This is a genomic window from Marinobacter excellens LAMA 842 (assembly GCF_001574445.1).
GTDB lineage: Bacteria > Pseudomonadota > Gammaproteobacteria > Pseudomonadales > Oleiphilaceae > Marinobacter > Marinobacter shengliensis.
Genome location: NZ_LOCO01000016.1, coordinates 69048 through 95433 on the forward strand (window position 1 = coordinate 69048; position 26386 = coordinate 95433).

26 protein-coding genes and 1 pseudogene are annotated in these 26386 nt (G+C 56.8%); 15 read left to right on the top strand and 12 right to left on the bottom strand.

Annotated features, from left to right (window positions below; translation table 11 throughout):
• Positions 1–6: 6 nt before the first annotated feature.
• The 7 genes from J122_RS13570 (at position 7) to J122_RS13600 (ending at position 8160) form a co-directional block, all read left to right on the top strand.
• The gene (locus tag J122_RS13570; protein WP_061332768.1) at positions 7–477 is read left to right on the top strand and encodes a PaaI family thioesterase; all 471 of its coding nucleotides are present in this window, start codon (positions 7–9) and stop codon (positions 475–477) included.
• Positions 474–908 carry a PaaI family thioesterase gene (locus tag J122_RS13575; protein WP_058090563.1) on the top strand — a complete coding sequence of 145 codons (435 nt, stop codon included), beginning with the start codon at positions 474–476 and terminating at the stop codon, positions 906–908. Before J122_RS13570 ends, J122_RS13575 begins: the two co-directional genes overlap by 4 nt.
• A gap of 380 nt (positions 909–1288) precedes the next feature.
• Positions 1289–3181: a molecular chaperone HtpG gene (gene htpG / locus J122_RS13580; RefSeq protein WP_061332770.1), complete on the top strand. Its 1893-nt coding sequence runs from the start codon at positions 1289–1291 to the stop codon at positions 3179–3181.
• A gap of 13 nt (positions 3182–3194) precedes the next feature.
• Positions 3195–3413: a DUF2835 domain-containing protein gene (locus tag J122_RS13585; protein ID WP_061332772.1), complete on the top strand. Its 219-nt coding sequence runs from the start codon at positions 3195–3197 to the stop codon at positions 3411–3413.
• Between the two features lie 387 nt (positions 3414–3800).
• Positions 3801–5972: a catalase/peroxidase HPI gene (gene katG, locus J122_RS13590; protein WP_061332774.1), complete on the top strand. Its 2172-nt coding sequence runs from the start codon at positions 3801–3803 to the stop codon at positions 5970–5972.
• Between the two features lie 131 nt (positions 5973–6103).
• Positions 6104–7081, top strand: coding sequence for a tRNA dihydrouridine synthase (locus J122_RS13595; RefSeq protein WP_061332776.1), 978 nt, complete (start codon positions 6104–6106; stop codon positions 7079–7081).
• Between the two features lie 95 nt (positions 7082–7176).
• On the top strand, positions 7177–8160 hold the full coding sequence (locus J122_RS13600) for an MBL fold metallo-hydrolase (RefSeq protein ID WP_061332778.1): 984 nt from the start codon (positions 7177–7179) through the stop codon (positions 8158–8160).
• Between the two features lie 6 nt (positions 8161–8166).
• Here J122_RS13600 and J122_RS13605 read toward each other — a convergent pair whose 3' ends face one another.
• Entirely contained in the window at positions 8167–9186 is a 1020-nt protein-coding gene (locus tag J122_RS13605) for a class I fructose-bisphosphate aldolase (protein ID WP_061332780.1), read from the bottom strand.
• Positions 9187–9333: 147 nt separating this feature from the next.
• Between J122_RS13605 and J122_RS13610 the strand changes: the two genes are divergently transcribed.
• Both J122_RS13610 and J122_RS13615 read left to right on the top strand, forming a co-directional pair.
• Positions 9334–11388: a dehydrogenase gene (locus J122_RS13610; RefSeq protein WP_061332782.1), complete on the top strand. Its 2055-nt coding sequence runs from the start codon at positions 9334–9336 to the stop codon at positions 11386–11388.
• A 126-nt stretch (positions 11389–11514) separates the two neighbouring features.
• Positions 11515–12393, top strand: a complete 879-nt coding sequence (locus tag J122_RS13615; RefSeq protein WP_061332784.1) for a metal-dependent hydrolase — start codon at positions 11515–11517, stop codon at positions 12391–12393.
• A 52-nt stretch (positions 12394–12445) separates the two neighbouring features.
• Here the strand turns inward: J122_RS13615 and J122_RS13620 are convergent, their stop codons facing one another.
• The 9 genes from J122_RS13620 to J122_RS13665 form a co-directional block, all read right to left on the bottom strand.
• The gene (locus J122_RS13620) at positions 12446–12931 is read right to left on the bottom strand and encodes a GNAT family N-acetyltransferase (protein ID WP_058090570.1); all 486 of its coding nucleotides are present in this window, start codon (positions 12929–12931) and stop codon (positions 12446–12448) included.
• A 122-nt stretch (positions 12932–13053) separates the two neighbouring features.
• Positions 13054–14001, bottom strand: a complete 948-nt coding sequence (locus J122_RS13625; protein ID WP_061332786.1) for an aldo/keto reductase — start codon at positions 13999–14001, stop codon at positions 13054–13056.
• On the bottom strand, positions 13988–15325 hold the full coding sequence (locus J122_RS13630) for an NTP/NDP exchange transporter (RefSeq protein ID WP_061332788.1): 1338 nt from the start codon (positions 15323–15325) through the stop codon (positions 13988–13990). Before J122_RS13630 ends, J122_RS13625 begins: the two co-directional genes overlap by 14 nt.
• Before the next feature lie 142 nt (positions 15326–15467).
• Complete coding sequence (locus J122_RS13635; protein ID WP_061332790.1) at positions 15468–16379, bottom strand: histone deacetylase; 912 nt, start codon at positions 16377–16379, stop codon at positions 15468–15470.
• Positions 16380–16382: 3 nt separating this feature from the next.
• Complete coding sequence (locus J122_RS13640) at positions 16383–17381, bottom strand: serine hydrolase domain-containing protein (RefSeq protein ID WP_061332792.1); 999 nt, start codon at positions 17379–17381, stop codon at positions 16383–16385.
• 104 nt (positions 17382–17485) lie between these two features.
• Positions 17486–17974: a hypothetical protein gene (locus J122_RS13645; protein ID WP_061332794.1), complete on the bottom strand. Its 489-nt coding sequence runs from the start codon at positions 17972–17974 to the stop codon at positions 17486–17488.
• A 90-nt stretch (positions 17975–18064) separates the two neighbouring features.
• Positions 18065–18715, bottom strand: a complete 651-nt coding sequence (locus tag J122_RS13650) for a helix-turn-helix domain-containing protein (protein ID WP_227510210.1) — start codon at positions 18713–18715, stop codon at positions 18065–18067.
• Positions 18716–18827: 112 nt separating this feature from the next.
• Positions 18828–19289 (bottom strand): carboxymuconolactone decarboxylase family protein, encoded by a 462-nt coding sequence (locus J122_RS13655; RefSeq protein WP_061332796.1) that lies wholly within the window; start codon positions 19287–19289, stop codon positions 18828–18830.
• A gap of 544 nt (positions 19290–19833) precedes the next feature.
• A complete protein-coding gene (locus J122_RS13665) occupies positions 19834–20517 on the bottom strand; it encodes a DUF899 domain-containing protein (protein ID WP_061332816.1) in 684 nt (227 codons plus the stop codon).
• Positions 20518–20718: 201 nt separating this feature from the next.
• Here J122_RS13665 and J122_RS28050 point away from each other — a divergent pair, with 201 nt between their 5' ends.
• Together J122_RS28050 and J122_RS13670 are read left to right on the top strand one after the other, a co-directional pair.
• Positions 20719–21102, top strand: a complete 384-nt coding sequence (locus J122_RS28050) for a DUF2946 domain-containing protein (protein WP_413772207.1) — start codon at positions 20719–20721, stop codon at positions 21100–21102.
• Positions 21103–21142: 40 nt separating this feature from the next.
• Entirely contained in the window at positions 21143–22525 is a 1383-nt protein-coding gene (locus J122_RS13670; RefSeq protein WP_061332800.1) for a PepSY-associated TM helix domain-containing protein, read from the top strand.
• 146 nt (positions 22526–22671) lie between these two features.
• Here the strand turns inward: J122_RS13670 and J122_RS13675 are convergent, their stop codons facing one another.
• Both J122_RS13675 and J122_RS13680 read right to left on the bottom strand, forming a co-directional pair.
• Positions 22672–23415, bottom strand: coding sequence for a hypothetical protein (locus J122_RS13675; RefSeq protein ID WP_061332802.1), 744 nt, complete (start codon positions 23413–23415; stop codon positions 22672–22674).
• 121 nt (positions 23416–23536) lie between these two features.
• A complete protein-coding gene (locus J122_RS13680) occupies positions 23537–23848 on the bottom strand; it encodes a winged helix-turn-helix transcriptional regulator (RefSeq protein WP_197463848.1) in 312 nt (103 codons plus the stop codon).
• Between the two features lie 175 nt (positions 23849–24023).
• Between J122_RS13680 and J122_RS13685 the strand changes: the two genes are divergently transcribed.
• The 4 genes and pseudogenes from J122_RS13685 to J122_RS13700 all read left to right on the top strand — a co-directional run.
• Entirely contained in the window at positions 24024–24653 is a 630-nt protein-coding gene (locus J122_RS13685) for a glutathione binding-like protein (RefSeq protein ID WP_061332806.1), read from the top strand.
• On the top strand, positions 24650–25024 hold the full coding sequence (locus J122_RS13690) for a nuclear transport factor 2 family protein (RefSeq protein ID WP_061332808.1): 375 nt from the start codon (positions 24650–24652) through the stop codon (positions 25022–25024). The genes J122_RS13685 and J122_RS13690 overlap by 4 nt, the downstream gene beginning before the upstream one ends.
• A gap of 3 nt (positions 25025–25027) precedes the next feature.
• Entirely contained in the window at positions 25028–25264 is a 237-nt protein-coding gene (locus J122_RS13695) for a tautomerase family protein (RefSeq protein ID WP_061332810.1), read from the top strand.
• 93 nt (positions 25265–25357) lie between these two features.
• A pseudogene (locus tag J122_RS13700) lies at positions 25358–26293 on the top strand (IS256 family transposase); the annotation flags it as partial.
• Positions 26294–26386: the final 93 nt, after the last annotated feature.

A 26386-nucleotide genomic window follows, 5' to 3' on the forward strand; every position in this document is an offset into this window, starting at 1 on the left:
CCCTGAATGAACGATGAAACCCGAATCAACCGGGTTAACCGGTTTGTGAACACCCTCAACCAGGCCCGTGAACTGGGCCTGAGTGCAAAGGAAGCGGGCGAGGGTTATCTGGTCATGGAACTGCCTTACAGCGACAGGATCATTGGTAACCCGGATACCGGCGTTATCCACGGTGGTGCCATTACCACATTAATGGACACCGCCTCCGGGTCAGTCATGATCTGTGCCCTGGAAGACTTCGAACTTTGCCCGACCCTGGATTTGCGGGTGGACTACATGCGCCCGGCCGAACCCCACAAGCCTGTCTATGCCCGGGCCGAGACCTACAAGATCACCAAGAACATCATCTTTACCCGCTGCGAGGCCTATCAGGAAGGCGGGGAGACGATTGCCAACTGCGTAGGCACATTCATGCGAATCGGCAAAGAAGCCACCCCGAAATCCTATCGAGACCTGATCACCGGAGGCGAGGAATGACCGACCCGGAAATCCTCAAATACACCCAACAAACCGGCGACTTCTCCCGCATGCTGGAGAGCATTCCCTACGCCACCTGGATTGGCTTGCAGTGCGACCGGTTCGGAGACGACCTGATTTTCCGGTTGCCAAAGAAGGAAGAGAATCTGGGCAATCCGATTTTGCCGGCGATTCACGGTGGGGTGATTGGTGGCTTCATGGAAATGTCGGCAGCGATCTACCTGATCATGTCTCAAGATACCTTGCGGATGCCGAGAATTGTCGATTTTTCCCTGGACTACCTGCGCGCCGGCCTTAACCGGGAAACCTACGCCGAATGCCGCCTGACCCGCCAGGGCAACCGGGTTGCCAATGTGATGATCTCGGCCTGGCAGAAGTCCCGTTCCCAACCCATCGCCACGGCCCGCGCGCACTTCCTCCTCGAAGACTGAATTGGTTTTGACTGGGGTTGAAATGCCCCGGCTGACCCCCCATCTCTGGTTCAAGATCTGGCCTCGGTGCAGGCAAGCGTGTGGGGGTGCCCTTCCGAAACACGCTGTGAATACGTCCGTGTACGCTCGGCTCCGCCATCCATGGCTCCGCACGGTTTCGGAAGGGCACCCCCACACGCTAGCCCAGACTCCGTGCAAAGCCGGCCTAACTGAGTAGTCTGGTGGTGTGGTCAGGTAGTCCTTTCCAAAACTGTGCGGAGCCATGGATGGCGGAGCCCAAGCGCCACATGGATGTGCCGCAAGGAGCGTGTTTTGGAAAGGACTACCTGACCACGCCGCTCCCCCGAACTTTAAGACCCGAGCAGGAGAAAAACACAGCCATGACGGTAGAAACAAACAAAGAGACCCTGGGATTCCAGACCGAAGTGAAGCAACTGCTTCACCTGATGATCCACTCCCTGTACTCGAACAAGGAAATCTTCCTTCGTGAGCTTATCTCTAACGCCTCAGACGCCGAAGACAAACTCCGCTTCGCCGCCCTGAAAGACGACAAACTCTACGAAGGCGACTCCGACCTCAAAATCCGCCTTGATTACGACAAAGACGCCGGCACCATTACCCTGGCCGACAACGGCATCGGCATGACCCGTGACGACGTTATCTCCAACCTCGGCACCATCGCCCGTTCTGGCACCGCCGAATTCCTCAAGCAACTGTCTGGTGATGAGAAAAAAGACAGCAAGCTGATTGGCCAGTTTGGTGTGGGCTTTTACTCCGCCTTTATTGTTGCCGACAAAGTCGACGTATTCACCCGCCGTGCCGGCGCACCGGCAGAAGAAGGTGTGCACTGGGAATCCAAGGGCGATGGCGAGTTCACCATCGAGCCGGTGACCCGTGAGCAGCGTGGAACCGAGATTGTTCTGCACCTGAAATCCGACGCCAAGGAATTCGCCGATGGCTGGAAACTGCGCAGCCTGGTCAAGAAGTACTCCGACCACATCTCCTTCCCAGTCGTAATGAAGGCCGAGTCTGAGGAAGAGGACAAGAAGGGCGAAGAGGAAACCGTCAACGACGCCACCGCCCTGTGGACCTTGCCCCGTAACGAAATCAAGGACGAAGAGTACAAAGAATTCTACAAGCACATCGGCCACGACTTCGAAGACCCGCTGACCTGGTCCCACAACAAAGTGGAAGGCAAGCTGGACTACACCAGCCTGCTGTATATCCCCAAGCGCGCGCCGTTTGATCTGTACAACCGGGAGGCACCCCGTGGCCTGAAGCTGTACGTTCAGCGCGTGTTCATCATGGACGATGCCGAGCAGTTCCTGCCGCTGTACCTGCGCTTCACCAAGGGTGTGATCGATTCCAACGATCTGTCCCTGAACGTGTCCCGGGAGATTCTGCAGAACGACAGCACGGTAGAAAGCATTCGCACTGCCTTGACCAAGCGGGTACTGGATATGCTGTCCAAGCTGGCCAAGAAAGACGGCGACGAATACCAGGGCTTCTGGGACGAGTTTGGCACCGTTCTGAAAGAGGGCCCGGCAGAAGACTTCAGCAACCGCGAGAAAATTGCCGGCCTGTTGCGTTTTGCCTCCACCCATACCGGCGAGTCTACCCAGAACGTTTCCCTGGATGACTACATCGCCCGGATGAAGGAAGGCCAGAGCAAGATCTATTACATCACCGCTGACAACTTCATGGCGGCCAAGAGCAGCCCGCATCTGGAAGTGTTCCGCAAGAAAGGCATTGAGGTTCTGATCCTGTCTGACCGTATCGACGAGTGGATGATGGGTTACCTCAACGAGTACGACAGCAAGCAGTTCCAGGACGTGGCCCGAGGTGACCTTGATCTCGGTGAAGTGGAAACCGAGGAGGACAAGAAGCACCAGGAGGAGGCCGCCAAGGAGCACAAGGATCTGATCGAGCGCATCCAGAAAGCGCTGGAAGACCGCGTGCAGGAGGTTCGGGTAACCAACCGTTTGACGGACTCACCCGCCTGCCTGGTAACCGGCCAGTTCGATATGGGCGCCCAGATGAAGAAGATCATGGAAGCTGCTGGCCAGAAAGTGCCCGACAGCAAGCCGATCTTTGAAATCAACGTGGACCATCCTCTGGTGCAGCGCCTGGAGCAGGAAGCCAAAGATGAGCGCTTCGGCGAGTTGTCTGCAGTGTTGTTCGACCAGGCCACCCTGGCCAGTGGCGAGCAACTGAAAGATCCCGGCGCCTATGTCAGCCGCCTGAACCGTCTGCTGCTGGAGCTGGCTAACTGAGCCGGCCCTGACCATGCAGCAGATTATTGTGGACATCAGCATCAGCCCTGATGAGTGGATCAAACTCTATCAGGGCGTTGCCACCGATGTTCGCACCACGGCCCGGGACGGACGCTCTGTCCGTTTCCCGGCCCGTATCCTTTCCAGATTCTTCCTCAAGGACGGCATTCAGGGCAGTTTTCGTATCCTGTTTGACGATCAGGGCAAGTTTGCCTCTATCGAGCGTTTGTAACGCCCCCCTTCAAGACTGGCCTTCCTGTGCCTTTAACGATAAAGAAAAACTTTCAAAAGCTTATTTTTAATTAATTGTCTGTTGGTCGCTCCCCCGCGTTAAGGTGAAGGTGTTCTCGCAATCAAGGAGTTGCGCCATGTCAGTGTCAATTGAATTTGCACCGGTAGCATGGAAGGACTTGCTCGGGATTCTGGTGGACTACTATCAGGATTACGCAATCGCCCAGTGATCGTTCTGTCGCTTTGCCCGGGCTGCGGGAAGTCCATAGGGATTCACTATACAGGCGGTAGTAAACATTCAAGCAGCGGCCTGTGAATGATCTATATTTAGTGATGCCCTTGATCGTGAAATGTTTTTTTGCCAATGACGCAGAAACAGGAGAATACTATGTCTGAGAATAATAGTGGTGGTAAGTGCCCGGTCATGCACGGGTCCAATACGCAGGAGCAGGGCAATGTGGCGGCCTGGTGGCCGGAGAACCTGAATCTGGACATCCTGCACCAGCACGACAGCAAGACTAACCCGATGGGCGAAGACTTCGACTACCGCGAAGAAGTCAAAAAACTCGATTACGAAGCGCTCGAAAAGGACATGCACGAGCTGATGACCAACAGCCAGGATTGGTGGCCGGCAGATTGGGGTCACTATGGCGGTCTGATGATCCGTATGGCGTGGCACGCGGCAGGCACCTACCGGCTGGCCGACGGCCGTGGTGGCGGTGGCACCGGCAACCAGCGTTTTGCTCCTCTGAACTCCTGGCCCGATAACGGCAACCTCGATAAGGCCCGCCGCCTGCTGTGGCCGATCAAGAAAAAGTATGGCAACAAGGTAAGCTGGGCCGACCTGTTTATCCTTGCCGGTAACATTGCCTATGAGTCCATGGGCTTCAAAACCTTTGGCTTCTCCTACGGCCGTCAGGACATTTGGCACCCCGAGAAAGACATCTACTGGGGCGCAGAGAAAGAGTGGCTGGCGCCCTCTGACAGTCGCTACGAGAGCGTAGACAAGCCAAACACCATGGAAAACCCGCTGGCCGCGGTTCAAATGGGCTTGATTTACGTGAACCCGGAGGGGGTAAACGGCAATCCCGATCCTCTCAAGACCGGTGAGCAGGTTCGCGAAACCTTCGCCCGTATGGCCATGAACGACGAAGAAACCGCTGCACTGACCGCCGGTGGCCACACCGTGGGTAAAGCGCACGGTAACGGCGATGCGGACGCGCTTGGGCCGGAACCGGAAGCAGCAGATGTAGAGAATCAGGGCTTCGGCTGGATCAACCCCAACATGCAGGGCAAGGCCACCAATGCCATCACTTCCGGCATCGAGGGCGCCTGGACCACCAACCCGACCAAATTCGACATGGGTTATTTCGACCTGCTGTTCGGTTACGACTGGCAGTTGACCAAGAGCCCGGCTGGCGCAAACCAGTGGGAGCCGGTCGACATCAAAGAAGAGCATATGCCGGTTGACCCGACCGACATGAAGACCCGCGTCAAGCCGATGATGACCGACGCCGACATGGCCATGAAAATGGACCCGAAGTACCGCGCCATCTGTGAGAAGTTCATGGCAGATCCGGAGTACTTCAAAGACTGCTTCGCCCGTGCCTGGTTCAAGCTGACACACCGGGATATGGGGCCGAAGTCCCGTTACATCGGCCCGGACGTTCCCGCTGAAGACCTGATCTGGCAGGACCCGGTTCCCCAGGGTGAGACCAACTACATTGAGGAAGTGGTCAAAGAGAAAATCGCTGTCGCTGGCCTGAGCCTGAACGAGCTGATCACCACGGCCTGGGACAGCGCACGCACCTTCCGTGGCTCGGACATGCGTGGTGGCGCCAACGGTGCCCGCATCCGCCTGGCTCCTCAGAAAGACTGGGAAGGCAACGAGCCGCAGCGCCTGGCCAAGGTATTGAAGGTTTATGAGAAAATCTCAGCCGACACCGGCGCGAGCATCGCTGATGTCATCGTGCTGGGCGGTAACCTGGGCATTGAGATGGCCGCCAAGGCCGCTGGCCATGATGTGCACGTGCCGTTCCTGAAAGGCCGTGGCGATGCCACCGACGCAATGACCGATGCGGCATCGTTCGAGCCGCTGGAACCGCTGTCTGATGGCTTCCGTAACTGGCAGAAGAAAGACTACGTGGTCAAACCGGAAGAGATGCTTCTGGACCGTGCCCAGTTGATGGGCCTGACTGCGCCGGAGATGACGGTTCTGCTGGGCGGTATGCGGGTGCTGGGTACCAACTACGGTGGCACCAAGCACGGCGTGTTCACAGATCGCGTTGGTCAGCTGACCAACGACTTCTTCGTGAACCTGACCGACATGGCTAACCGTTGGGAGCCGACAGGCAAGAACTCCTACAACATCGTGGATCGCAAGAGCGGCAACACCAAGTTTACGGCGACTCGTGTTGACCTGGTGTTCGGTTCCAACTCGATCCTGCGTGCCTACGCAGAGCTGTACGCCCAGGACGACAACGAAGCCAAGTTCGTGAAAGACTTCGTAGCCGCCTGGACCAAGGTAATGAACGCAGACCGCTTCGACGTGAAGAAGTAAGCTGCAGTAACCAGCCGGGCATCCTGTTTCGGGATGCCCGGCTACCTATTTGCCCCCGAATTCCTTACAATCCGCTCCGCCTGATTTTTGATCAGCCGTCATTGATCTTTTTCTCAGTATCTGGAGCTTTCATGCGAATCATCCTTGCCCCGATGGAAGGGCTGGTAGACGCACCCATCCGTGAAACCCTGACCAAAGTCGGCGGGATTGACCGGTGCGTGACGGAATTTATTCGCGTGACCCACGGCATGCTGCCGCCCCGGATTTTCTACAAATACGCCCCGGAACTTCACAATAACGCACTGACCGAAGTGGGCGCGCCCGTGGCCGTGCAGTTGCTGGGTTCAAACGCCGAAATGATGGGCCGCCACGGAGCCAAGGCCGCTGAACTGGGAGCAGGGCAGGTGGATATCAATTTTGGCTGCCCCGCCAAAACCGTGAACAAGCACAAAGGTGGTTGCGTGCTGATGCGGGAGCCAGAGTTGATGTATGACATCACCGCGGCCGTGCGCAAAGCAGTGCCTGCCAATATTCCTGTAACCGCCAAGATGCGCCTGGGCTACGACGACCGCTCCATGGGTGTGGCCTGTGGCCAAGCACTGGAAGCCGCCGGGGCATCGGAGATCGTGATCCACGCCCGCAGTAAAGTGGATGGCTACAAACCGCCCGCCTACTGGGAAGAGATTGCCAAAGTGCGCGAAGCGGTCCAAAGCCACGTCATCGCCAACGGCGAAATCTGGACAGTGGAAGACTACTGGCGCTGCCGCAAAGTCTCTGGCTGCGATGATGTGATGATTGGCCGTGGCCTGATTGCCCGGCCAGACCTGGCGGCACAGATTAAAGCCTCACAGCAGGGTGACTCTATCGAACCCATGGCCTGGCCGGAAGCAGTTGCCCTGGTGCGTGAATATGCGGCAGCCCTGCAAACCCGCCTGGAAGACAAATACGTGACCGGCCGCATCAAACAGTGGCTTAACTACCTGCGCCAGGGCTTTGCCGAAGCCGAGGCGCTTTGGCCCCAGGCTCGGAAGCTCCGGGACGTGGCGCCCATGCTGGCTTGCCTGGGCCAGCCGGTAGACTTACCCACCCAGCGCACCAACGCTGCCTGACTCTCCCCCCGTGCTTTCCCCCTCGACTACACTGGTACGAATCGGTGTAGTTGTCGTAAATCTTTTCGGTTTTGAAAAACGAGAGGGATGGCACGATGAAAACAAAGAAACGCCAGATGGCCCTTGGCCTGGCCTTGGCGGCAGGGCTTGCTGTGGCAACGTCAGCCCAGGCCGACGACGCTGTGGTCAAAGTTACCCCATTGGGCAGCCACGACGGTGAATTCTGTAGCCGAGATCGCGCACTGATCTTTGAAGACCCGAACGGCACCCGCATTCTGTACGATGCCGGCCGCACTGTCGCCGGCCCGGACGACCCACGCCTGGGTAATATCGACGTTATCCTGGTGTCCCACATGCATGGGGACCACGTGGGCGACCAGCGAATCGACAAAACCAATCAGGGGAGCTGTGGCAATCCGGAGACCTCGGTTTCCAGCTTGCCCCAGTCCAATACCGTTGATATCGCCTTGAAAAAGAATTCAACCATCGTCACTGGCAGTGAGATGCCCGCGTTCTTTGCCGCCAAGCTCAAAGAGGGCGGCGGTGATCCCGGTAAGTCACTTCTGGTTCGTTTTGGCGGGAGTCGGGATGTGGGTGGCGTCTCCATTACCACGGTTCCGGCCGTGCACAGTAACGGCGTTTCGCCGTCGTTTCTGACCGGCCCGCTGGCGGATTACCTGGCCGCTGCCGGTGTCAGTGCCAGTGTTGGGCCACCAACTGGCTATGTGCTGACATTCTCTAACGGGCTCGTCGTATATTTGTCTGGCGACACGGGCATTACTGCAGAGCAGAAGCTGGTAGTGAAGGAGCACTACGGCGCGCAGCTGGTGGTTATTAACATTGGTGATACCTTTACCACCGGGCCCACGGAAGCGGCCTATGTGATCAACGACCTGATCAGCCCGGCTGCGGTGATCGCCTCGCACGCCAATGAAGCCGCTACCGAGAACGGCAAGGTGGTAGCCGGCTCACGCACGGCCCGGTTCACCGAACTGGTGTCTGCGGCCGTACATGTGCCCCTCAGTGGACGCACCATGGCATTCAATGGAGCGGCCGGTTGCATCAGCGGCTGTAACTGAAGCGCTTTAGTCAGAGCTCTCCAGCTCTGGAGAGTAACTGCCGGAACGGGCCAGGCCATTAAGCCTGGCCCGTTTTTTCATGGCCGCCTGGGCTTTGTCGGCATTGTCCAGCATACCGGCCCAGGCTTTCTGCGCTGGCTCCTGCAAGGCCCGGCCGTAGGAAAAGCTAAGCTCCCAGGGGTGGTAACCCATGCTGTTCAGGGCGTTCAGGTTTTCGGTGGATTCCTCCGGGGTTTGGCCACCGGACAGGAAGAATATGCCCGGTACAGCCGCCGGCACCACCCGCCGGAACACGCTCAGGGTGGCTTCGGCAACCTGTTCCGGGCTGGCTTTGCCCGTTTCTTTGCCCGGTGTCACCATACTGGGTTTCAGCACCATGGTTTCCAGGTCCACCCGGTGGCGGTGCAGTGCCTTGAACACTTCCAGCAGCACATCTTCACTGACTTCCGCCGCGCGTTCGATGCTGTGGTTGCCATCTATCAGAACCTCGGGTTCCACAATCGGCACTATGCCCATGGACTGGCACACTGCGGCGTAACGGGCCAGCACCTCGGCATTGGATTTGATCGCCTGGAACGAGGGCAGGGTGTCGGAGATATGGAACACATCCCGCCACTTGGCAAAGCGCGCGCCCATGGATTTGTAGTGCTCCAGGCGCGTGCCAAGGCCATCCAGCCCGTAGGTGATTTCATCGCCCGGGGCGTTTACCAGCGGGCCTTTGCCCTGGTCCACCTTTATGCCAGGAACAATGCCCTGGCTGGCCAGCAGCTTGGGGATGGCCACATCGTCCAGGCTCAGTTGCTCCAGCGTTTCCTGGTACAGAATAACGCCGCTTACGTGCGCTCCAAGCTTTGGCGTGGAAAAGATGATGCTGCGGTATTCGCGCCGGGTGGCTTCCGTGGATTCAACGCCCACCGCCTTGAACCGCTTGGCAATGGTTGGGGCGCTCTCGTCTGCCGCGAGAATACCTTTGCCCGGCTGGACCAGGTCGGCAATGGTGGCTAATAGCTCCTGTTTAACGCTCATGGCTCCTCCTTGGTTGCTGATTCTGCAGTGGTCGAGATGTATTCAGTGTAGTCTCAAAAAGCCCGGCTGTTATTTGATCTGGGCTAAGGCGGGAACCCATCGCAGGTTCTAGACTTAAGGTATAACAAGATCATACTGGAGCCCGCCATGAAAACCGTCGTCAGCGTCAGCCAGGGATCGTCTGAGTACGACTATGAGCTGGAAACCGAATTTCTGGGCCATACGTTTCGCGTGGTGCGAGTGGGCACCGATGGCAATCTTGATCGGGCCGAGGCTGTTCTCGATTCGATTCGCGCACAGGCTGATGCCATCGGCCTGAGCATGATCCACGACCACTACCAGGTGGGCCGCGAGCAGCTTGAACACCCTGATACCGCCAGGCTGGAAGCCTGCGTACCAGACAAACCGATCACGACCGGGGCGGGCTTGCGGGGCATCCTCCAGGAATGGGCGGTTCGCCATACCCAGACGGAGCTGGGCCACTTTTTCGATAACGCCCGGGTGTTGTTCCTCAATGGACAGGCCGGATTCCGCATTGCCAAGGCCTTGTCTGAGCATACCGACAACCTGTTCTTCGCCGACCCATACCTGGACTTTGGCGTGCCCCGGCTGCTTACTTCCCTGAACCAGCTCGAAGCCTATACCAGGCTCACAGCCCCGGTGATGTTCAGCCCCAGTGCGGTCAAGGTGATCGAGCGCCTGCATCGAACCCCGCTGTACCGAATGGGGGAGAAGCTGATCAGCGGCACGTTGCATGAAGCCGTGAAGGACTGCCATGTGATCGTTGGCGCCATGGGTGATCTTGAAGTGTTTTCCGAGAGGGAACTGGATGGCAAAACTGTGATCACCTCCAGAGTCACCGCATCCGCCCTGGACTGGTTCCGCTCCCGGCGCGTGGCCATGGTGGTGGATTACAGCCCCTGGCTGGCAGGTCGCCCCGTGGGGGTCAACGTGATGGAGGCGATGATCAGCGCGGCTCTGTCTCGCACACCGGAGCAACTGGGTGCGGACGATTTCCTGGACGTGATTGAACAGTTGGGCGTAGAGCCCCGCATCCTGTACCCGAACGGCTACCGTCGGATTAACCGCTTTGCCTTTGTGATTCATCCGTTGTCTCAGCAATACCTGACCAAAACCCCGCCGCTGGATTGGGTAGCGAGTGTGTCGCCACCGGCGGTGATGAACCTTGTGGAAAAGGCCATTGCCTACACTCCTCCGTTTGTTTACTCCAAGGTTTCGGGCATCCAGTCGCCCACCGGCGATGAGGTGGAAGGCTGGCTGATCACCGTAGGCGGCACACCCAGGGAAATCATGGCCCACGACCCGGAATTCACCTACAGCCGATTGCTGGCGGCGGCGAATCTGGCGAAAAAGCTGGGCGCCCAGATCATGGGGCTGGGGGCGTTCACCAAGGTAGTGGGTGATGCGGGGATCACCGTGGCCAAGCGGGCACCGCTGCCGATCACCACTGGCAACAGCTACAGCGCCTCAGGCGCACTTTGGGCGGCCCACGATGCGGCGAAGAGGATTGGCCGTGTCAGCATTGGCAAGAGCGGGAAGATGGCCGGCAAAGCCATGGTTGTCGGCGCCACTGGCGCTATCGGCTCTGTCTGCGCCCGGTTGTTGGCCAAGGCCGTGGATGAAATCTACCTGGTGGCACCGGAAGCGGCCAAACTGTTGTCTCTCAAGGAAAGCATTGAACAGGAAACCCCGGGCGCCATCGTGCATGTGGCCGCCACCACCAACCGTGACCTGCCCGATATGGACATGGTGGTCACTGCCACCTCCGGCGCCGGTAAACGTATTCTGGACATCATGCAGGTGAAACCCGGTTGCGTGATCACAGACGTGGCCAGGCCCCTGGATATCCCGGCGGAAGACGTGGCCAAGCGGCCCGATGTGCTGGTGATTGAATCTGGAGAGATCAAACTGCCTGGCATCGTGAAAATGAAAGATATCGGCCTGCCCAAGGGCATTGCCTATGCCTGCCTGGCAGAAACCATCGTGCTGGCGCTCGAGGCAAGGTTCGAGAATTTCACCCTGGGCCGGAACATTGAATGGGAAAAGGTGCGGGAAATATACAAACTGGGCCTGAAACACGGCATGGAGCTGGCGGTTGTATCCGGCGTTAACGGGGTGTTTACCGAGGAAGATTTCGAGAGAGTGCGCACCTTGGCCGCCCACGCCACCGAACCGGCCTGAACCAGGCAAAGGCCTGAAGTGTGCGGGTAACGGAGGATTTTGGCCCACAAACACCTGCCGCCCACTCCCGGAGCAGCGTAGCCTGTTGACTACGCAATAAACAAATGGCTTCGGGAGAGTTCTGCCATGAACGCGCCAGTGTCACAAATCAAGAAAACCAGCAATGCAGCTTACCGGACCGCAACGCCCCCTGGATTTCTACCGGAAGTGCGCAGCCCGGATTTCGAGTTTCCGGAAGACCTGCCAAGGTACTGGTGGGACAACGACCCGGCAAAAACCCTTTTGCTGGCGGCGTTGTCTGCCAGCTTTCCGCCGGGAGAGAGATTCTTCATTGATACCGTTCGCCACTACCAGAACCAGATTACCGACCCTGAACTGAAAAAAGCGATTCGCGCGTTCATCGGCCAGGAAGCTCACCACTCGAAAGAGCATAAAATGATGAACGGCTTCCTTGAAGGTCGGGGGGTTAACCTCAGCCGGTTGGAGCGGGAAGTCCAGTGGTTTATGAACTGGATGCGTAAGCGCTTCACACCGGAGAGACAGCTGGCCCACACCGTGGCAGTAGAGCATTTTACCGCCCTGATGGCCGAAGAATTCCTGCTGAAATACGATGCCCTTGAAGAGATGGACCCCCGCATCGCACCGGTCTGGGCCTGGCACGCCATTGAGGAATCCGAACATAAGGCCGTGGCATTTGATGTCTATAAAAGCGTGGGCGGCAGTGAATTCATTCGCGTAACGGAAATGATGTTTGTCAGCGTGATGTTTCCGTTGTTCAGCAGCATTCACCTGATACAACTGATGAAAGCCGATGGCCAGCTGGGCAACCTGAAATCCTGGGCCAAGGGCCTGAACTACATGTGGGGCAAACCGGGGGTCTTCCGCAAACTGATTCCGTCCTACCTGAAGTATTACAGCCCGAACTTTCACCCCTGGGACAACGATGCCCGGGATCTGGTGGAGAAGGCCAAGAAGCGTTGGTTGCCGGCCTCACTTCAAGGCTGAATTGCACCATTTGCATTCGTTGAGGGGGCAGCCGCAATGGCTGCCCGCCGGATTACGCCGTTAGGTCCTTGCGCATGTTGTAGCGCAGGAACTGAGCCCCGCGAACCGTCACCCGCTGTTCATCCACCACCTCAAAACCGTGGCGTTCAAAGAAGGGCTTGGCCACTACGCTGGCTTCGGTTTTCAACTCTTTTGCGCCTTTGGCAATCAGTTGCTGTTCCGCCTCATGATACAGCGTGGAGGCAATGCCACGACGGGCATAGTTAGGGGCAGTAAACACCAGATCAATGGTGCCGTCGTCATCGTAGGAGATAAACCCGGCCAGGTCCTGGCCTTCTTCCGCCACCAGGGTTTCCAGTGACTCCAGCCTTTGCCGCCAGGTATCCAGGTGCGGCGTACGGGAGGCCCAGGCAAACCGCTGGGTTTCGTCATAGGCGCCGGCCGTGAGTTCATGCACGGAATCGGTAAACAGGCGAACCACCGGGCTCAAATCCTGAATACGGTACTTGCGAATAGTGATCGACGTGATTGTGCTCATGATGACTCAGTGTGTACCTGTGTTGGAGCGCGGGTTAATAACCTATAAACCCGCTACTCCAGTCAGCATACCGACAACCGCAGGAAAATCCAGCCTTTGAATTGCCTGAGTCAAGCGCCTTGTTACAGGCTTTCAATGTGCGCAATCATCCGTTGTCGCATCTCATCATCCGGCAGCCGGCCCATTGCTGCGCCCATATTGTCGATCATGTGGCGAGCTCTGCTTGTGGCGGGTGTGGCAGCGGTCACCACCGGGTGTGCCAGTACAAACTTGAGGAAGAACTGGCCCCAGGTATGGGCATCGAACTCTGCCGCCCAACGCGGCACCTCTTTGCCCCGCACCTTGTCCCACAGGCGAGTGCGACCAAAGGGCGCGTAGATCAGTACAGCAATACCCTTGTCCCGCGCCAGAGGCAGAATGCGCTCCTCCATGGTGCGGTTATCAATCGCGTAGTCGACACCGATGAAATCGATGGGCTCTTGCTCCATTACCCGTTCCAGGCCTTGGTACTGCTGGGGGAAGGTGGTGGTCACGCCGATATAACGCACCCGGCCTTCAGCCCGGTATTCCTTAAGCATGCCCAACTGCGTGGGAATGTCCGCCATGTTGTGCACCTGGATAAGATCAATAGGGTCTTTTCCGATCCGCTCGAATGACGTTTCCAGTTGCGCCCGTGCCTGATCCGGGTCTGCCTTGCCACCACCGCGCCCCGCCACATTCAGTTTCGTGGCCCAGAACAGCTTGTTGGCGATGCCCTGCTCATTGGCGATACGCGCAGCGACTGCTTCGGAAGCACCATAACTGGGGGCGGTATCAAATACGGTACCGCCTTCCTTCACCAGGGCTCCCAGCACTTCCCGAAGTGCATCCAGGTCTTCACTACGGGCAGTGCTGGAAAAAGTTGCGGAACTGCCAAGGCCAATTCCCGGCAAACGCTCGCCGGATGACGGAATGGGGCGGGTAATCAGCTCCAGTTTGCGGTCTGCCTCAGCCCACAGCAGGCTGGGCCTGGCTGCCAGTGTAACGCCGGCGGCCATGGCCAGTTTCAGATAAGCTCTACGGGATATCATGGCGTGGTTCTCCTCGTGTTCCTTGGATCATTGGTGAAGCCGCAATGGCTTTCTGCCGCTGGCTCTTACCCAGCCAAAGCGCCAGGCCGGCCCAAACCAGGGCCAGCGGCACTGCCACGGTGGCAATGGCCGCAAGGCCCATGCCCAGCCGGGCCAGCAGGCCTTCGGTCTGGGCGCCGACCACATCACCGGCCCGGTAAACAAAGGTGTCGATAAACGCCTTTGCCTTGTACTTTTCTTCTCGTGTGGTCACGGTAAACAGGGTTTCCCGGGCGGGCCGCATCAAGGCTCTCTGAACAGCCCGAAACGAGGCTTCGAGCACCACCAGCGCCGCAAAGGAGCCAACAATGGCCAGCCCTATGAAGCCCAGTGCAGCGGTCAGCGGCAGCAAGGCCAGCGTTAGGGAAACCCCCAAACGCTTCATCAGGTGCCCGGCCACCAGCGCCTGCATCACCAGGGTAGCCACCTGGGTAATCAGGTCGTTACGGGCAAACAGCGTGGTGCGCAGGTCTGTGCTGTCTTCCATGGCTGCCACCATATGCAGGCGGGTGAAATAGATAAACGTCGCCATAATGGCCAGGATCACCACATAGGCGGCAATCCCCATCAAATACCGGGACTTGAACACTGCCCGGAAGCCCTCCCAGGCACTGCCACCAATGCGTTCATGTTCATCAACGGCGGGCGGATCTTCCGGGTCTTTGCGTTCTGCCGGGTTATGGGGTTGCAGGCCGGTGAGCACCCACGCCGCAATCAGCGCCAGCACCAGAAACCCGGCCGAGACCAGCAGCAGAGCCGGAGTGCCCAGAGGCTCTGCCAGTCGCCCCGCCAACCATGGCCCAAATATGGCACCCAGCGTTCCCCCCACTGCAATCAAACCAAAGAAGCGCTTACCCTGGTCAAACGAGAAGCGGTCGGCCATCAACGCCCAGAACACCATGGTGACAAACAGGTTGAACACGCTAAACCACACATAGAACACCTGCCCGGTGGTCACCCCGATCACTTTCGGGGTTAGCGTCATCAGGCTGTAGAACACCAGCAGGGTGAAACTGAAAAACAGGTAGGTAGCGGTTATAAACAAGCGGCGAGGCAGGTGGCTGACCAGCCAGCCAAAGACCGGGTTAACGGCCAGCGTTATCACTGCCGTGCCAACAAACAGCCAGCGCACTGCATCAATGCCGCCCTGCATCCCCAACGCTTCGCGGGCAGGGCGCAATACCATCAGCGCCGTCAGCACACAGAAAAAATAGAACACAGCCAGGAACACCGGAACGATTTCGTGGCGGCGAATGTTGAACGCTTTCTGAAACGGGTGGCGCACGTGATGGCTCCCGATGGGGCCGGGGAAATGCGACGCGGTGCTCCCTGCGGCTATGAATTCTTGTTATCGTGTTAAACGAACTTTGATGTTAATCATAGGCCAAAGTTCCGCTGGATGGGGTGGAGACAGCATCGCTTCCTCATCAGCTGCCCGTAAATACCCGACAGGCCTCTTCCACCACAATCCCGTGCCGTCTTGCGAGGTTGGCCCGGTTGTCATCATAGCCCCCACCAATCACTGTAGCCACGGGAATACCCCGGCGCTTGAGTTCCCCCAGCACAAGCCGGTCCCGCTGACGAATACCTTGCTCCGATATGTTGAGCTTGCCAAGCGGATCGCCCTCGTACACATCCACACCGGCGTCGTAGAGCGCGATGTCTGGCTTGGACAGCGCCAACGCCTGTTTTAGGGTTTCGTGGACAACCGCCAGATAATCTTCATCACCCATGCCATCGGGCAGCGCTACGTCCAGGTGGCTCAATTGCTTCTCGAAGGGGAAGTTGCGTTCGCAGTGGATGGAACAGGTGAATGCCCCTGGTGTGTTGGCGAGCAGGGCTGCTGTGCCATCCCCCTGGTGCACATCCAAATCGAAGACCAGCACCCTGTTGATGCCTTCCTGCCCAAGCAGCACGTTGGCAGCAATTGCCAGGTCATTGAGGATGCAGAACCCGGAGGCGTAATCGAAATGGGCGTGATGGGTGCCGCCGGCAAGATGGCAGGCAATGCCGTGCTTTAAGGCAAGCTGCGCGGCAAGCACTGTACCGGAGGGCGCCAGAAATGTACGCCGCACCAGGCCGGTGCTCCACGGCAGGTTCACTTGCCGTTGCTCCCGCGCCGTCAGCCGGCCTTGCGCAAAACGGGCAAGGTAGTCCGGGCAATGGGTTTGCGTCAGCCAGCCCTGGCGGCAAGGGGCAGGGCGGAAGCTGTTGCGGCGCGTGAGCAGCCCCGTGGATCGCATATATTCCGCCAGAAGCCCGAACTTTTCCATGGGGAAGCGGTGCTTCTGCGGGAAAGGAAAGCTGTAATCCGGGTGGTGAACGATGGGTATGGTCATTCGTTAAGGCAGTGCCGGAATAATGTGGTCTTCAATTAATTGAAACTGTTGGCGCAGGTAACGGGAACCCGGCGAAGGTGGGGCAGGGTCTGAGGTCATTACCACCGTCAGTTCCAGGGTCGGCACTACATAGAGCACCTGGCCGCCAAAACCGCGCCCGTAATACCCCATCTCACCCGACATGGACCGCAAGAACCAGCCGTAACCATAGGGATCATCGGTGAAGGCGGATTCGCCGCGACCGTTCCAGGATTCTGTCACCCAGTTCTCCGGTAATAATTGTTGGCCGCCCACACGGCCGTTATTGCGATACAGCTCGCCGACTTTTACCAGATCACGGGGAGAGAGCAGCATATTGTTACCGCCAAAATAAACCCCTTGCGGGTCTTGGTCCCAGGGCGGGATATCTATGTCCAGAGGTTCCCCCAGCCACTCCCGCGCCAGGGATAAGGTGCTGCGACCAGAGCTTTCGGTGAGTGCGGCCGAGAGCAGGTGGCTGCTGCCAGAGGAATACAGCATGCGCCCGCCCGGTTCATCCACAAAGGGCCGGGTAAGCACGTGGCTGACCCAGTTGTTACTGGCCACCCAGGGCCCATAGTTGCCACCAGAGGTACGCTGTAACCCCGCTTGCAAGGACAACAGATGCCCGAGCGTAATGCGCTCAACACCCTCGGTGGCCGATGCTGGCACCCGGTTGCCCAAGGCTTCTACCACAGGCTGATCGGTACCCTCGAATACCTCGTTCTTGATGCCCATGCCCACCAGTGCAGCCAGTACCGTTTTAGACAAAGACTTGATGTTGACGGGCGCATCCAGGCCCTGGCCCCGTAAATCCAGTGCCAGAATTTCTTCACCCTTGTGGGCAACAATCAGGGTGTGCAGGCGGTCAAGTTGTGCGGCTTCTTGCTCGACCTGGGCTTGCCAATTCGAGGGCTGTGCGTGGGAAAGCGAGGGGATAACGAGGATCAGAAACGTTCGAGCCCACCTGGATAACCTCTGCATAGCGTTGGGATACCCTTCGTTGATGTAAACATGAAAATCATAGCTGGATAACGACTGTACGCAGCAAGATTAGAAGGGGCTCACTTCCGTTATTTGATTTCGCCTCAGTAATCGCCCACCTCAATAAACCTCACGGCAACATCACTGAACTGCGTGCCGTGCCCACCTTCACGGTTTGAGCCGAAGAGATTGATCCACTGATCGTCGCTTAGCAACACTTCTCCGCTACCGGTGCTGCTCTGATCTCCAGACACATAACGGCCGGCAAAATTGAAGGCGAAAGCGCCAGGGGATTCTGGCAGTGGAGTTAACTTGAAGCCAATCGTCAGTTCCGGTGAAGACGCGTACCCCCGGCCTTCATCGGCAAGACCTACCCGCAAGAGGTGAGAACGTTCCAGAAATTCCGTGCGCAGTTCCGAAGAGCTGCCATCGGGCTCTGTCGCCTGGCATTCGCAATAGCGAATCTCCAAAATCATCGAACTGCTATCTAGGAAGTGTTCGGGAGTTGGGCCGCCGGCATGTGCCAATCCGGGAAACAGTACCAGTGCGGTAAGGCCAAGCAGAGTGAAGACGGATGACGCGATCCTTTGCATGATTGAACTCCATATGGTGATTACCCAGAAACACCCAAGTTATTCTGTTTTGAATCCCAACTCAAGGTCGCCTGGTCTCTTAGCTATACCTCACACCTTCCCGGGCGTAATGCGCGCAATGGCACGGAACTCCCTCGTCATATGAGCTTGATCACTAAAGCCGAACTGATGGGCAACCTCTGCCAGGTTTGCCCGGCTGTGCTCGCGGATGTAGTCGATGGCTCGTTTCACCCGCAGGATGCGCTGGTACTGCTTGGGTGTCATTTCCATCCAGTGTTTGAAAAGCCGCTCCACATGCCGCTGGCTGACGCTGATTTGTTCGTTAAGCACCCCCGGTGTTGCGTTTTCGTTGAAGCTTTCCAGGGCCTGCTTCAGCGGCCCGGGGATGGTCTTTGTGAGACGGAAATGCCTGCTCAGCCATCGTTGCAGAGTGTTCACCCGGCTTACGTTGTCATGGTCTGACTTGAGGTTGGAGTAGAGCTGGCTAAGGCCGGGTAGATGCGCTGGGTCTGCGGTTAGGGCAGTGGGCTCGTCAAAGTGTTGCCCGATTACCGCATAGCCAATCGCGGGTTGAAACCGAATACCCGCGAGCTGCGATTTGGGAAACAGGGAAACATTCTCTGATACCTTCTCAACCGGTAGCAGGATGACACCCTCCGGAATGGGGGTGTCGCCGATCTTCACGTCACCCGCCAGACTAAACCAGATGCTGCTGCACGCCTCAGAATGCAGTAACTTCACCACCGGCTCGTTTGCCAGCTCGGATACCGACGCTGACCAAATCCCTTGCACAAACGCCGACAACTGCCCTGACGGGCAGGACAGCTGAAAGTCGAACGCTGGTCTTGAAAGGCTATTGTGGTTTATAGCTGCCCACCTCTGGCTTGAACGTTTTGGCAATCCGGTTCCAACTGTTGATGGCGTTAACCGCGATGGTCAAATCCACCAGAGCCTGCTCACCCAGAGCATTCACCGCATTCTGATATTTCTGGTCGTCTACCGGCCTGCCATAGGTAAGATGCTCCGCCCAATCAAGCGCAGCTCGTTCTGCGGGAGAATAGAAAGGCATGTCATGCCAGGCGCTCAAGCCCAACATTCGCTCCGGGGTTTCACCCTGCGCCGTGGCATCTTTGCTGTGCATGTCGATGCAGAAGGCGCACTGATTGATTTGCGACACCCTCAGCTTCACCAGCTCCCAAGCAGCCGTGCTGAGGGTGTCTGACGCCCGGAACTGCTCCCTCAAATACGCTTCCTGATTCATCAGAATCTGCATAGCTTTCGGCGCCAGACCGATGTAGTTCGCGCGTGCCGTCATGATCCATGTCCTCCAATTGTTGTGGAGTTACACGGTAATGAATGGCCTGGGATCGGTATTGAAGATTTTCGACACTAGCGATGATCCCGAGGAATGCGCCCCGTTTTAACGAAGGCGTAAGGCGCCTCTTTTTCAGCTCAGTACACCGCATGGGGCCGCGGGAAGTTTGCCGGCCAACGTTCTTTGCCAAGCTAAAGCTTCATCCTGGGATTCGAATGCCCGTTGAATACTTCCCGTTGAAATTGGCGCCCTTATGGTTGTCCTCTCAAACTCACGACTGCCAACCATAATGCGAAGAATGGTTCCGACATTGGCTTCCGTGTATGACTCTAAACTCCTGGATCCAACCGCTGTCAATTGGATGTAAACCGGCCAACCGAGAGCTGTCTGTTCACCAACTGCAGAGGTTTCCACGTAGGATGGGCACAAGTAAAAGTGCTGTTCAGTCTCAGCCAATCCAATGGCAGGAAGTGCCCCCAGGATAAAAACGATCAATGTCATTATGGCCATTACCTGACACCGGTATCCTGTTTGCCGTGCATCCTCACAACTCATATTCATCGTGTCGGCGATTCCACACATACGGCTTTGTCTGTGGCCAACCTTCCGGCGAATCTTCCCAGGTTTCCTGGCGACCATACGGCGTCAAATCCAGATACGTCCAGAGGCTACCCAGATACTCAACGCCACGGGCACCGGTAAAGTAAGTACGGTATACATCATTCCCGTCACGGAGAAAAACGCTTGCGCCGTGCCTTTCTCCGTCAGCTGTCGTTACGCCAAAATCGTAGTTGAAGTCACTTTCGAAAGACGAGTACCAGGGCATCGACCAGCCCATCCGCTTTTTGTACTGCGCAAGCTTCTCGTAAGGTGCGCGTGACACCATCACAAGCGACGTATCGCGGGCATGCAGATGGGCAGGGTGGGTCATGGCGTCGGCGAGCCAGGAGCATCCGTCGCAACCGGCCTTCCAGTCGGGTGCGAACATAAAATGATAAACAATGAGCTGGCGGCGCCCGCCGAACAGGTCAAGAAAAGACACACTGCCTTCTTCGCCCTGGAACAGGTAATCATTCTTTACCTTAACCATCGGCAGTCTCCGGCGTTCAGCGCTCAAGGCATCCCGCGCTCTAGTGGCCTCTTTTTCTTTAATCAACAGTTGGTTGAGCGCTTTTTCCCATTCTTCATTCGAGACAATTGGCGGTAATGGTTGTTTGGCGTCCGGCATATTAAGGTCCCTCTTGCTGGATGAGCCTGCCCTCACAACCTGGCGGCCAGCCCGCTGGCGACCAAGCACTGAAAGGAAGTAGGCCTGATGAACCTTTACCATAGCACCCGCCGCCATTACTGTGGAAATGCATGTTCTGCTGGAACCGGCTTTGAGCCTTGCTAGAATAGTTAGCCATTCACATTGGTAAACGGGTGACATTTGACAGCACAACGCCACAATCGATGGCCTGCATGGATTGCTTTATTGTCCATGGTGCTGATCTATTTAGGGCCCCTGCTTACTCAAGCGCAGTCAGGACAGCACGAAGCGCCCAATGCTCACTCCGGCCACCACGGCCACCACAACAGTTCGCCTCCGTCAGAAGAAACTGATCATTCCGACCCGCTACAGCATCTGGCCCACGGAGAGTGTGGCTACTGCGTGCTCCTCAGCAAGTTACCTGCGCTGTCTCAGCAGAGTACATCAGTATCTACCGGGAGTATTGCCAGTCCCCATGCTGTCCTGGGTCGCCTGAATTCATTTCCCCGTGGAATCCCTCGTTTCCTGAACGCGCCGGTACGCGCACCACCGATCATGGTCTGAACGTTACACATTCCCTTAAAACTCTGTATTGAGGAAGACCATGAACGACTCCCCTTCCACCGGCGCACCGCGCTGGGGTTATGCTTTGCTTTTGCGTCTACATTTCTACGCGGGCCTTCTTGTTGGGCCGTTTATTTTTGTGGCAGCGCTCTCCGGCGCGTTGTTTGCGATGACACCCCAGATAGAGAACTGGCTTTATCAAACTGAATTGACGACCAACACCACCGGTAACCCTCAGCCCCTGGCCGATCAGATTACCGCGGCCCGGGCGCATATAGGCGCCGACGCCACCCTGGCTGCCGTTCGACCTGCACCTGCGGAAGGGCAGACCACACGGGTTATGTTTCTGGTTGACGGCCTTCAGCCCTTTGAACACAAAGCGGTGTTTGTTGACCCGGTCAACCTGGGTATCCATGGCGAACTGGTGGTCTATGGAATGAGTGGCACGCTGCCTTTTCGCATCTGGATTGACTACGTCCACCGACACTTACACCTCGGAGAACCCGGCAGGTATTACAGTGAGCTGGCTGCGTCTTGGCTGTGGCTTGTGGCACTGGGCGGACTGGCGCTGTGGTGGCGAAGGCGTTCAGTGGTTAAAAACGGACAGATCACCAGGAACAGCAGCCTACGCAACTGGCACAGCCGGATTGGACTGGTGTTATTGGTCGCATTCCTGTTCTTTTCTGTTACCGGGCTTACCTGGTCGAAATGGGCCGGCGCCAACATCGCCGAGCTACGCACCCAGCTGAATTGGGCCACACCAGGACTGGATACCCAGCTTGACGCGGTTTCCAGCGAGGTGAGCCACTCCCACGGTGAGCACGCAGGGCACGAGGTGGCGGGGCCGGTGCCGGGCAGTGGTGATAACGCCTCCTCTTACGATGCAGTACTGGAGCGTGCGCGAAGAGCAGGGATTGACGCCAGCATCCTCGAAATCCGGCCGGGCACTACCCCGGAGCGGGCTTGGGTCGTCAGGGAAATTGATCGTAGCTGGCCAACCCAGGTGGATATGGTGGCTGTTGATCCCCGATCCATGGCCGTGACTGATCACGTGAAATTCGAGAACTTTCCGCTGGCCGCAAAACTCACACGGTGGGGTATTGATGCCCACATGGGGATTCTTTTTGGACTGCCAAACCAATTACTTGTGGCTGCCTGTGCGCTGGGTTTGTGTGTGCTGATCGTACTGGGTTATCGCATGTGGTGGCTGCGCCGCCCCGCACGCACCGCCCATACCAGGCCAAACCCGCGGCGGGTATTCGCTGAACTCAGAAAGGCATCGCCACTGGCGCTCGTAACCATGGCAGGTATCGCAGTCGCCCTGGGGCTGTTTGCGCCTGTAATGGGCGTTAGTCTGCTGGTCTTCCTGATGGTTGATGCAATCCTGAGCCTGACCGGTTCAGCGACGAAGTCAGCGAATTGATCCTCATGGTGGCGCGACAACCGCGCCACCGTTATTCCGAGCCAATGAGTTGTGCCATGATCAATCGATGCCATTAAGCCCGTCGTCATCACAGAATCCGCATAGATCGATATGGTTCCTCTGCCAGCCGGATGCAGTTAACTTCGTCATTCCCCCTTGAGTCTTCTGGGCCTGATACGCCTGAGCTTCTCTTGATTACTTTCAGTCCTTGAATGCTGCAGGATTGTTGTCAACATTCCGCGCAACTCACGAACGGCTTTATAAATGGAATTGCCGCCGCCCCAAATGGACTTCACAGCCTTGAATAGGACCCAAGCGCTTGGGTCGCTTGGTGCGGCGGTGATTGCCGCCGTGATATCCAATATGACGGTTGCGGCTCCAATACAGCCAGCAGCCACTTGTTTGAGAATACGGTGATCCGCAACTATCGTTGCCACCTCGGCTGAGTTCGCGATCTCGCAAACCACATTGCGGAGCTGTCGTAGTGGCTCCAGTGCATCATCAATTCCGAGTGATTGCGGATGGTCGAGGGCGTTTTCCCCATTGGAGGCTTCGAATGAAAGTGCATCAATAGTTCCTGAAACGAGATGTTCCGGAACTTGAAGGCGAATGAGTGTCGCGTGATGATCCGCGAGATATTTTGATAGCTTCTCGACTGAATGACTTAGTTTCACACCGTCGATCGTGCGAACCAATCGATGGAGCGGCGAATCCCTTTGTTCAAGTTGGGATACGATGAAAGTCAGAGTTTCACAGAGGTGTCGGAACTGTTCGGCCGCTACTTCAATGCTTGGTTCGCTGTCACTGTCGCTAAGTTCAGTGTCTAATGCGCGCGCACCTTCTAGAAGTTCTGTTGCTCGTTCGTTGAGAAGGTCAATAACGCTGTCCATTATCAATCCTTGATCAGATATTTTGTGGTGGTCAATCTCCGCGCTAGTGGCAAACTTAACTATAGAAGGTGATTGCGGTTCGTGGGAATTTCAGAGAGCAAAACGCCATTTAAGCAACGATTCATTCATTGCCGTGAAGATACCCCTTGGCCTTCAGTTTGTGACCAACCTTAACGATTTCATCCAGAGCAGGGACCAGCTCCTGACCAAGCTCCGTTAACTCGTACTCAACCGACGGTGGTGACGTATCCCGGACGTTACGTTGGACCACGCCGCGTTTCGTCAACTCGGCCAGCCGGGTAGAAAGCACCTTTGCCGAAACAGGCGGAATGTCGATTTTGAGCTCATTGAAGCGCCGTGGCCCGGCGCGCAAACACCAGATTACATTCGGCGCCCAAGCCCCTGCGATGACAGCCATGCACTCAGTCAGCATGCACGGCTCCGGTGGTTCCGGGCTTTTGTTTAGACGAACTTTCAGCGACATGAGAGTAACCAGGTTTCCTTGAGGTAACCCAATTCTATCTATAAATGCCTGGTTACTTCTAGTAATTACATAACCAATGGATATCCTTGGTGTGTCGACCACGAAACATAAGGAATCACAACGCATGAAGCTTTACTACAAACCTGGTGCCTGCTCCATGGCCTCGCACATCGTACTCAACGAACTGGGCATTGCCTTTTCTCTTGAGCGAACCGATACCGCTCAGGGCGTCACAGAGAATGGGCTGAAGTACAGTGATATCAATCCGAACGGCTACGTGCCCGCCTTGGAACTGGAGCCCGGCGTGGTACTCACTGAGAATCCCGCAATTCTTGAATACCTCGCGGATCTTGTTCCAGCGCAAGGCTTAGCCCCGCAGGAAGGCTCTTTCGAACGTACGCGCCTGCGTGAATTACTCGCCTTCTTGTCATCAGAGTTACATAAGGCATTCAGCCCGTTTTTCTCAGGTGAGGAGCTTACGGTTGAAGAGCGACAGGTGGCAGAATCCAAAATAGCGAAGCGGGTCGACCGTATCGAAGCCCGGCTCTCGCATACCGGTGCCAACCTTCTGGGCGGGCAACTCAGTGTTGCGGACTTCTATGCATTCGTAATTCTCAACTGGTCCCAATTCATTTCTTTCTCGCTAAGCCCATGGCCATCCACCTATGCATTCTGGAAGCGGCTCGGCTCACATCCGAGTGTAGTGAAGGCGCTTGAGGCGGAAGGGTTGCTGCCTGAGGGAGGGGCGCAATGAGTGCCTTCTCAGAAATCCACGAGGTGCTAGGCCAGTACTTCGACACATTGTATTTCTGTGATCTTGAAAAATTCGATGCGGTTTTCCACCCCCAGGCAATATACGCCACGGCTGACGAGGCGCCGTTGCTCCACAGGAGCATGCCCGAATACCGCAAGGTAATTGCGTCACGCCGTTCGCCGGCGTCTCGTAATGAACAGCGTAGAGACATCGTGGAGGCCATTGAGGTTGCAGGAGAAAACACAGCGTTTGCCCGAGTTCGTTGTTCCATCGGTGAGAGGGACTTTCTAGACATGCTGTCACTGGTCCGTACCGAAGGTCGCTGGCTTATTATCGCCAAAATATTTCAAATCATTGAAAACAAGGAGTGAGCAATGCCCTATGTTAATATCAAGGTTACACGTGAAGGCGTAACAGAATCACAGAAAGCGTCCCTGATTGAAGGAGTAACTAATCTTCTTGTTGAAGTGCTGCAAAAAACACCGGCAGCCACGATGGTTGTCATTGATGAGGTCGACATGGAGAATTGGGGGATCGGCGGTCTTCCGGTAAATGAATACAGGCGCAGGAAAGCTAACCTGGATGGTGACACGAAGACCACCGATCAATGAGCCATGATTCCTTCACAAGAGGCTGTAAACCAAATTGTGTAACTGCCCACGACTGAGTAATCTTTTCAAAAGGATACCATCGTGGGTACGCAATTGGACCAAGAAAAACTCAAAGCCATGGCCGCCGAGCTGGCCAAAGACATCAAGTCTGAAAAAGATCTCGGAGCCCTCACACAGCAGCTGGTCAAGCTCACCGTCGAGACCGCACTCAACGCCGAACTGGATGAGCATCTTGGATACGAGAAGCACGCTCTTGAAGGCCGTGGCACCGGCAACAGCCGTAACGGCTATTCTGCCAAGCGCCTGAAGGGCCAACACGGCGAAGTACCGATACAGGCTCCCCGTGACCGGGACGGTTCCTTCGAGCCTCAGTTCGTCCGTAAAGGCCAGTCCCGCCTGACTCAGATGGATGACCAGATCCTGGCGCTTTACGCCAAGGGCCTGAGCACCCGAGACATCGTAGACGCCTTCAAGGAAATGTACGACGCCGACATCTCGGCGACTCTGGTGTCCAAGGTGACGGAGCGTGTGATCGATCAGGTTCACGAGTGGCAGAATCGCCCTGTTGATCCGATCTACCCCATCGTCTATCTGGACTGCATCGTTCTGAAAATTCGTCAGGACAAGAGGGTGATCAACAAGTCCCTATACCTGGCCCTGGGTATCAACATGGAGGGCCAGAAAGAGTTGCTGGGCCTCTGGCTGGCCGAGACCGAGGGTGCGAAGTTCTGGCTATCGGTACTGACGGAACTGAAGAACCGCGGTTTGGAGGACATCCTGATCGCCTGTGTGGACGGCCTCAAAGGGTTCCCGGATGCCATTGCCGCTGAGTACCCCCAAACCAAGGTGCAACTGTGCATCGTGCACATGGTTCGTAATTCGCTGCGCTACGTGTCCTGGAAGGACTACAAGGCTGTGACGGCCGATCTGAAGCAGATCTATCAGTCCGCCACGGAACATGAGGCCCGGCAGGCACTGGAGGCCTTTGGAGAGCGCTGGGACAGCCAATACCCACAGATCTCTCGCTCCCCCCCTCTGTCAGCCTAGTTGTCCAGTTGGCGATTTCGCCTGAATTCCACTAGCTGGGGCGGCATGGGAGCATTCATGCCACGTTATTCCGAA

What these genes read in the sequence shown, in the direction of transcription:
- J122_RS13570 (WP_061332768.1), top strand. Translation starts at nt 7, where the DNA reads ATGAACGATGAAACCCGAATCAACCGGGTTAACCGGTTTGTGAACACC.
- J122_RS13575 (WP_058090563.1), top strand. Translation starts at nt 474, where the DNA reads ATGACCGACCCGGAAATCCTCAAATACACCCAACAAACCGGCGACTTC.
- htpG (WP_061332770.1), top strand. Translation starts at nt 1,289, where the DNA reads ATGACGGTAGAAACAAACAAAGAGACCCTGGGATTCCAGACCGAAGTG.
- J122_RS13585 (WP_061332772.1), top strand. Translation starts at nt 3,195, where the DNA reads ATGCAGCAGATTATTGTGGACATCAGCATCAGCCCTGATGAGTGGATC.
- katG (WP_061332774.1), top strand. Translation starts at nt 3,801, where the DNA reads ATGTCTGAGAATAATAGTGGTGGTAAGTGCCCGGTCATGCACGGGTCC.
- J122_RS13595 (WP_061332776.1), top strand. Translation starts at nt 6,104, where the DNA reads ATGCGAATCATCCTTGCCCCGATGGAAGGGCTGGTAGACGCACCCATC.
- J122_RS13600 (WP_061332778.1), top strand. Translation starts at nt 7,177, where the DNA reads ATGAAAACAAAGAAACGCCAGATGGCCCTTGGCCTGGCCTTGGCGGCA.
- J122_RS13605 (WP_061332780.1), bottom strand. Translation starts at nt 9,186, where the DNA reads ATGAGCGTTAAACAGGAGCTATTAGCCACCATTGCCGACCTGGTCCAG.
- J122_RS13610 (WP_061332782.1), top strand. Translation starts at nt 9,334, where the DNA reads ATGAAAACCGTCGTCAGCGTCAGCCAGGGATCGTCTGAGTACGACTAT.
- J122_RS13615 (WP_061332784.1), top strand. Translation starts at nt 11,515, where the DNA reads ATGAACGCGCCAGTGTCACAAATCAAGAAAACCAGCAATGCAGCTTAC.
- J122_RS13620 (WP_058090570.1), bottom strand. Translation starts at nt 12,931, where the DNA reads ATGAGCACAATCACGTCGATCACTATTCGCAAGTACCGTATTCAGGAT.
- J122_RS13625 (WP_061332786.1), bottom strand. Translation starts at nt 14,001, where the DNA reads ATGATATCCCGTAGAGCTTATCTGAAACTGGCCATGGCCGCCGGCGTT.
- J122_RS13635 (WP_061332790.1), bottom strand. Translation starts at nt 16,379, where the DNA reads ATGACCATACCCATCGTTCACCACCCGGATTACAGCTTTCCTTTCCCG.
- J122_RS13640 (WP_061332792.1), bottom strand. Translation starts at nt 17,381, where the DNA reads ATGCAGAGGTTATCCAGGTGGGCTCGAACGTTTCTGATCCTCGTTATC.
- J122_RS13645 (WP_061332794.1), bottom strand. Translation starts at nt 17,974, where the DNA reads ATGCAAAGGATCGCGTCATCCGTCTTCACTCTGCTTGGCCTTACCGCA.
- J122_RS13655 (WP_061332796.1), bottom strand. Translation starts at nt 19,289, where the DNA reads ATGACGGCACGCGCGAACTACATCGGTCTGGCGCCGAAAGCTATGCAG.
- J122_RS13665 (WP_061332816.1), bottom strand. Translation starts at nt 20,517, where the DNA reads ATGCCGGACGCCAAACAACCATTACCGCCAATTGTCTCGAATGAAGAA.
- J122_RS13670 (WP_061332800.1), top strand. Translation starts at nt 21,143, where the DNA reads ATGAACGACTCCCCTTCCACCGGCGCACCGCGCTGGGGTTATGCTTTG.
- J122_RS13675 (WP_061332802.1), bottom strand. Translation starts at nt 23,415, where the DNA reads ATGGACAGCGTTATTGACCTTCTCAACGAACGAGCAACAGAACTTCTA.
- J122_RS13680 (WP_197463848.1), bottom strand. Translation starts at nt 23,848, where the DNA reads ATGCTGACTGAGTGCATGGCTGTCATCGCAGGGGCTTGGGCGCCGAAT.
- J122_RS13685 (WP_061332806.1), top strand. Translation starts at nt 24,024, where the DNA reads ATGAAGCTTTACTACAAACCTGGTGCCTGCTCCATGGCCTCGCACATC.
- J122_RS13690 (WP_061332808.1), top strand. Translation starts at nt 24,650, where the DNA reads ATGAGTGCCTTCTCAGAAATCCACGAGGTGCTAGGCCAGTACTTCGAC.
- J122_RS13695 (WP_061332810.1), top strand. Translation starts at nt 25,028, where the DNA reads ATGCCCTATGTTAATATCAAGGTTACACGTGAAGGCGTAACAGAATCA.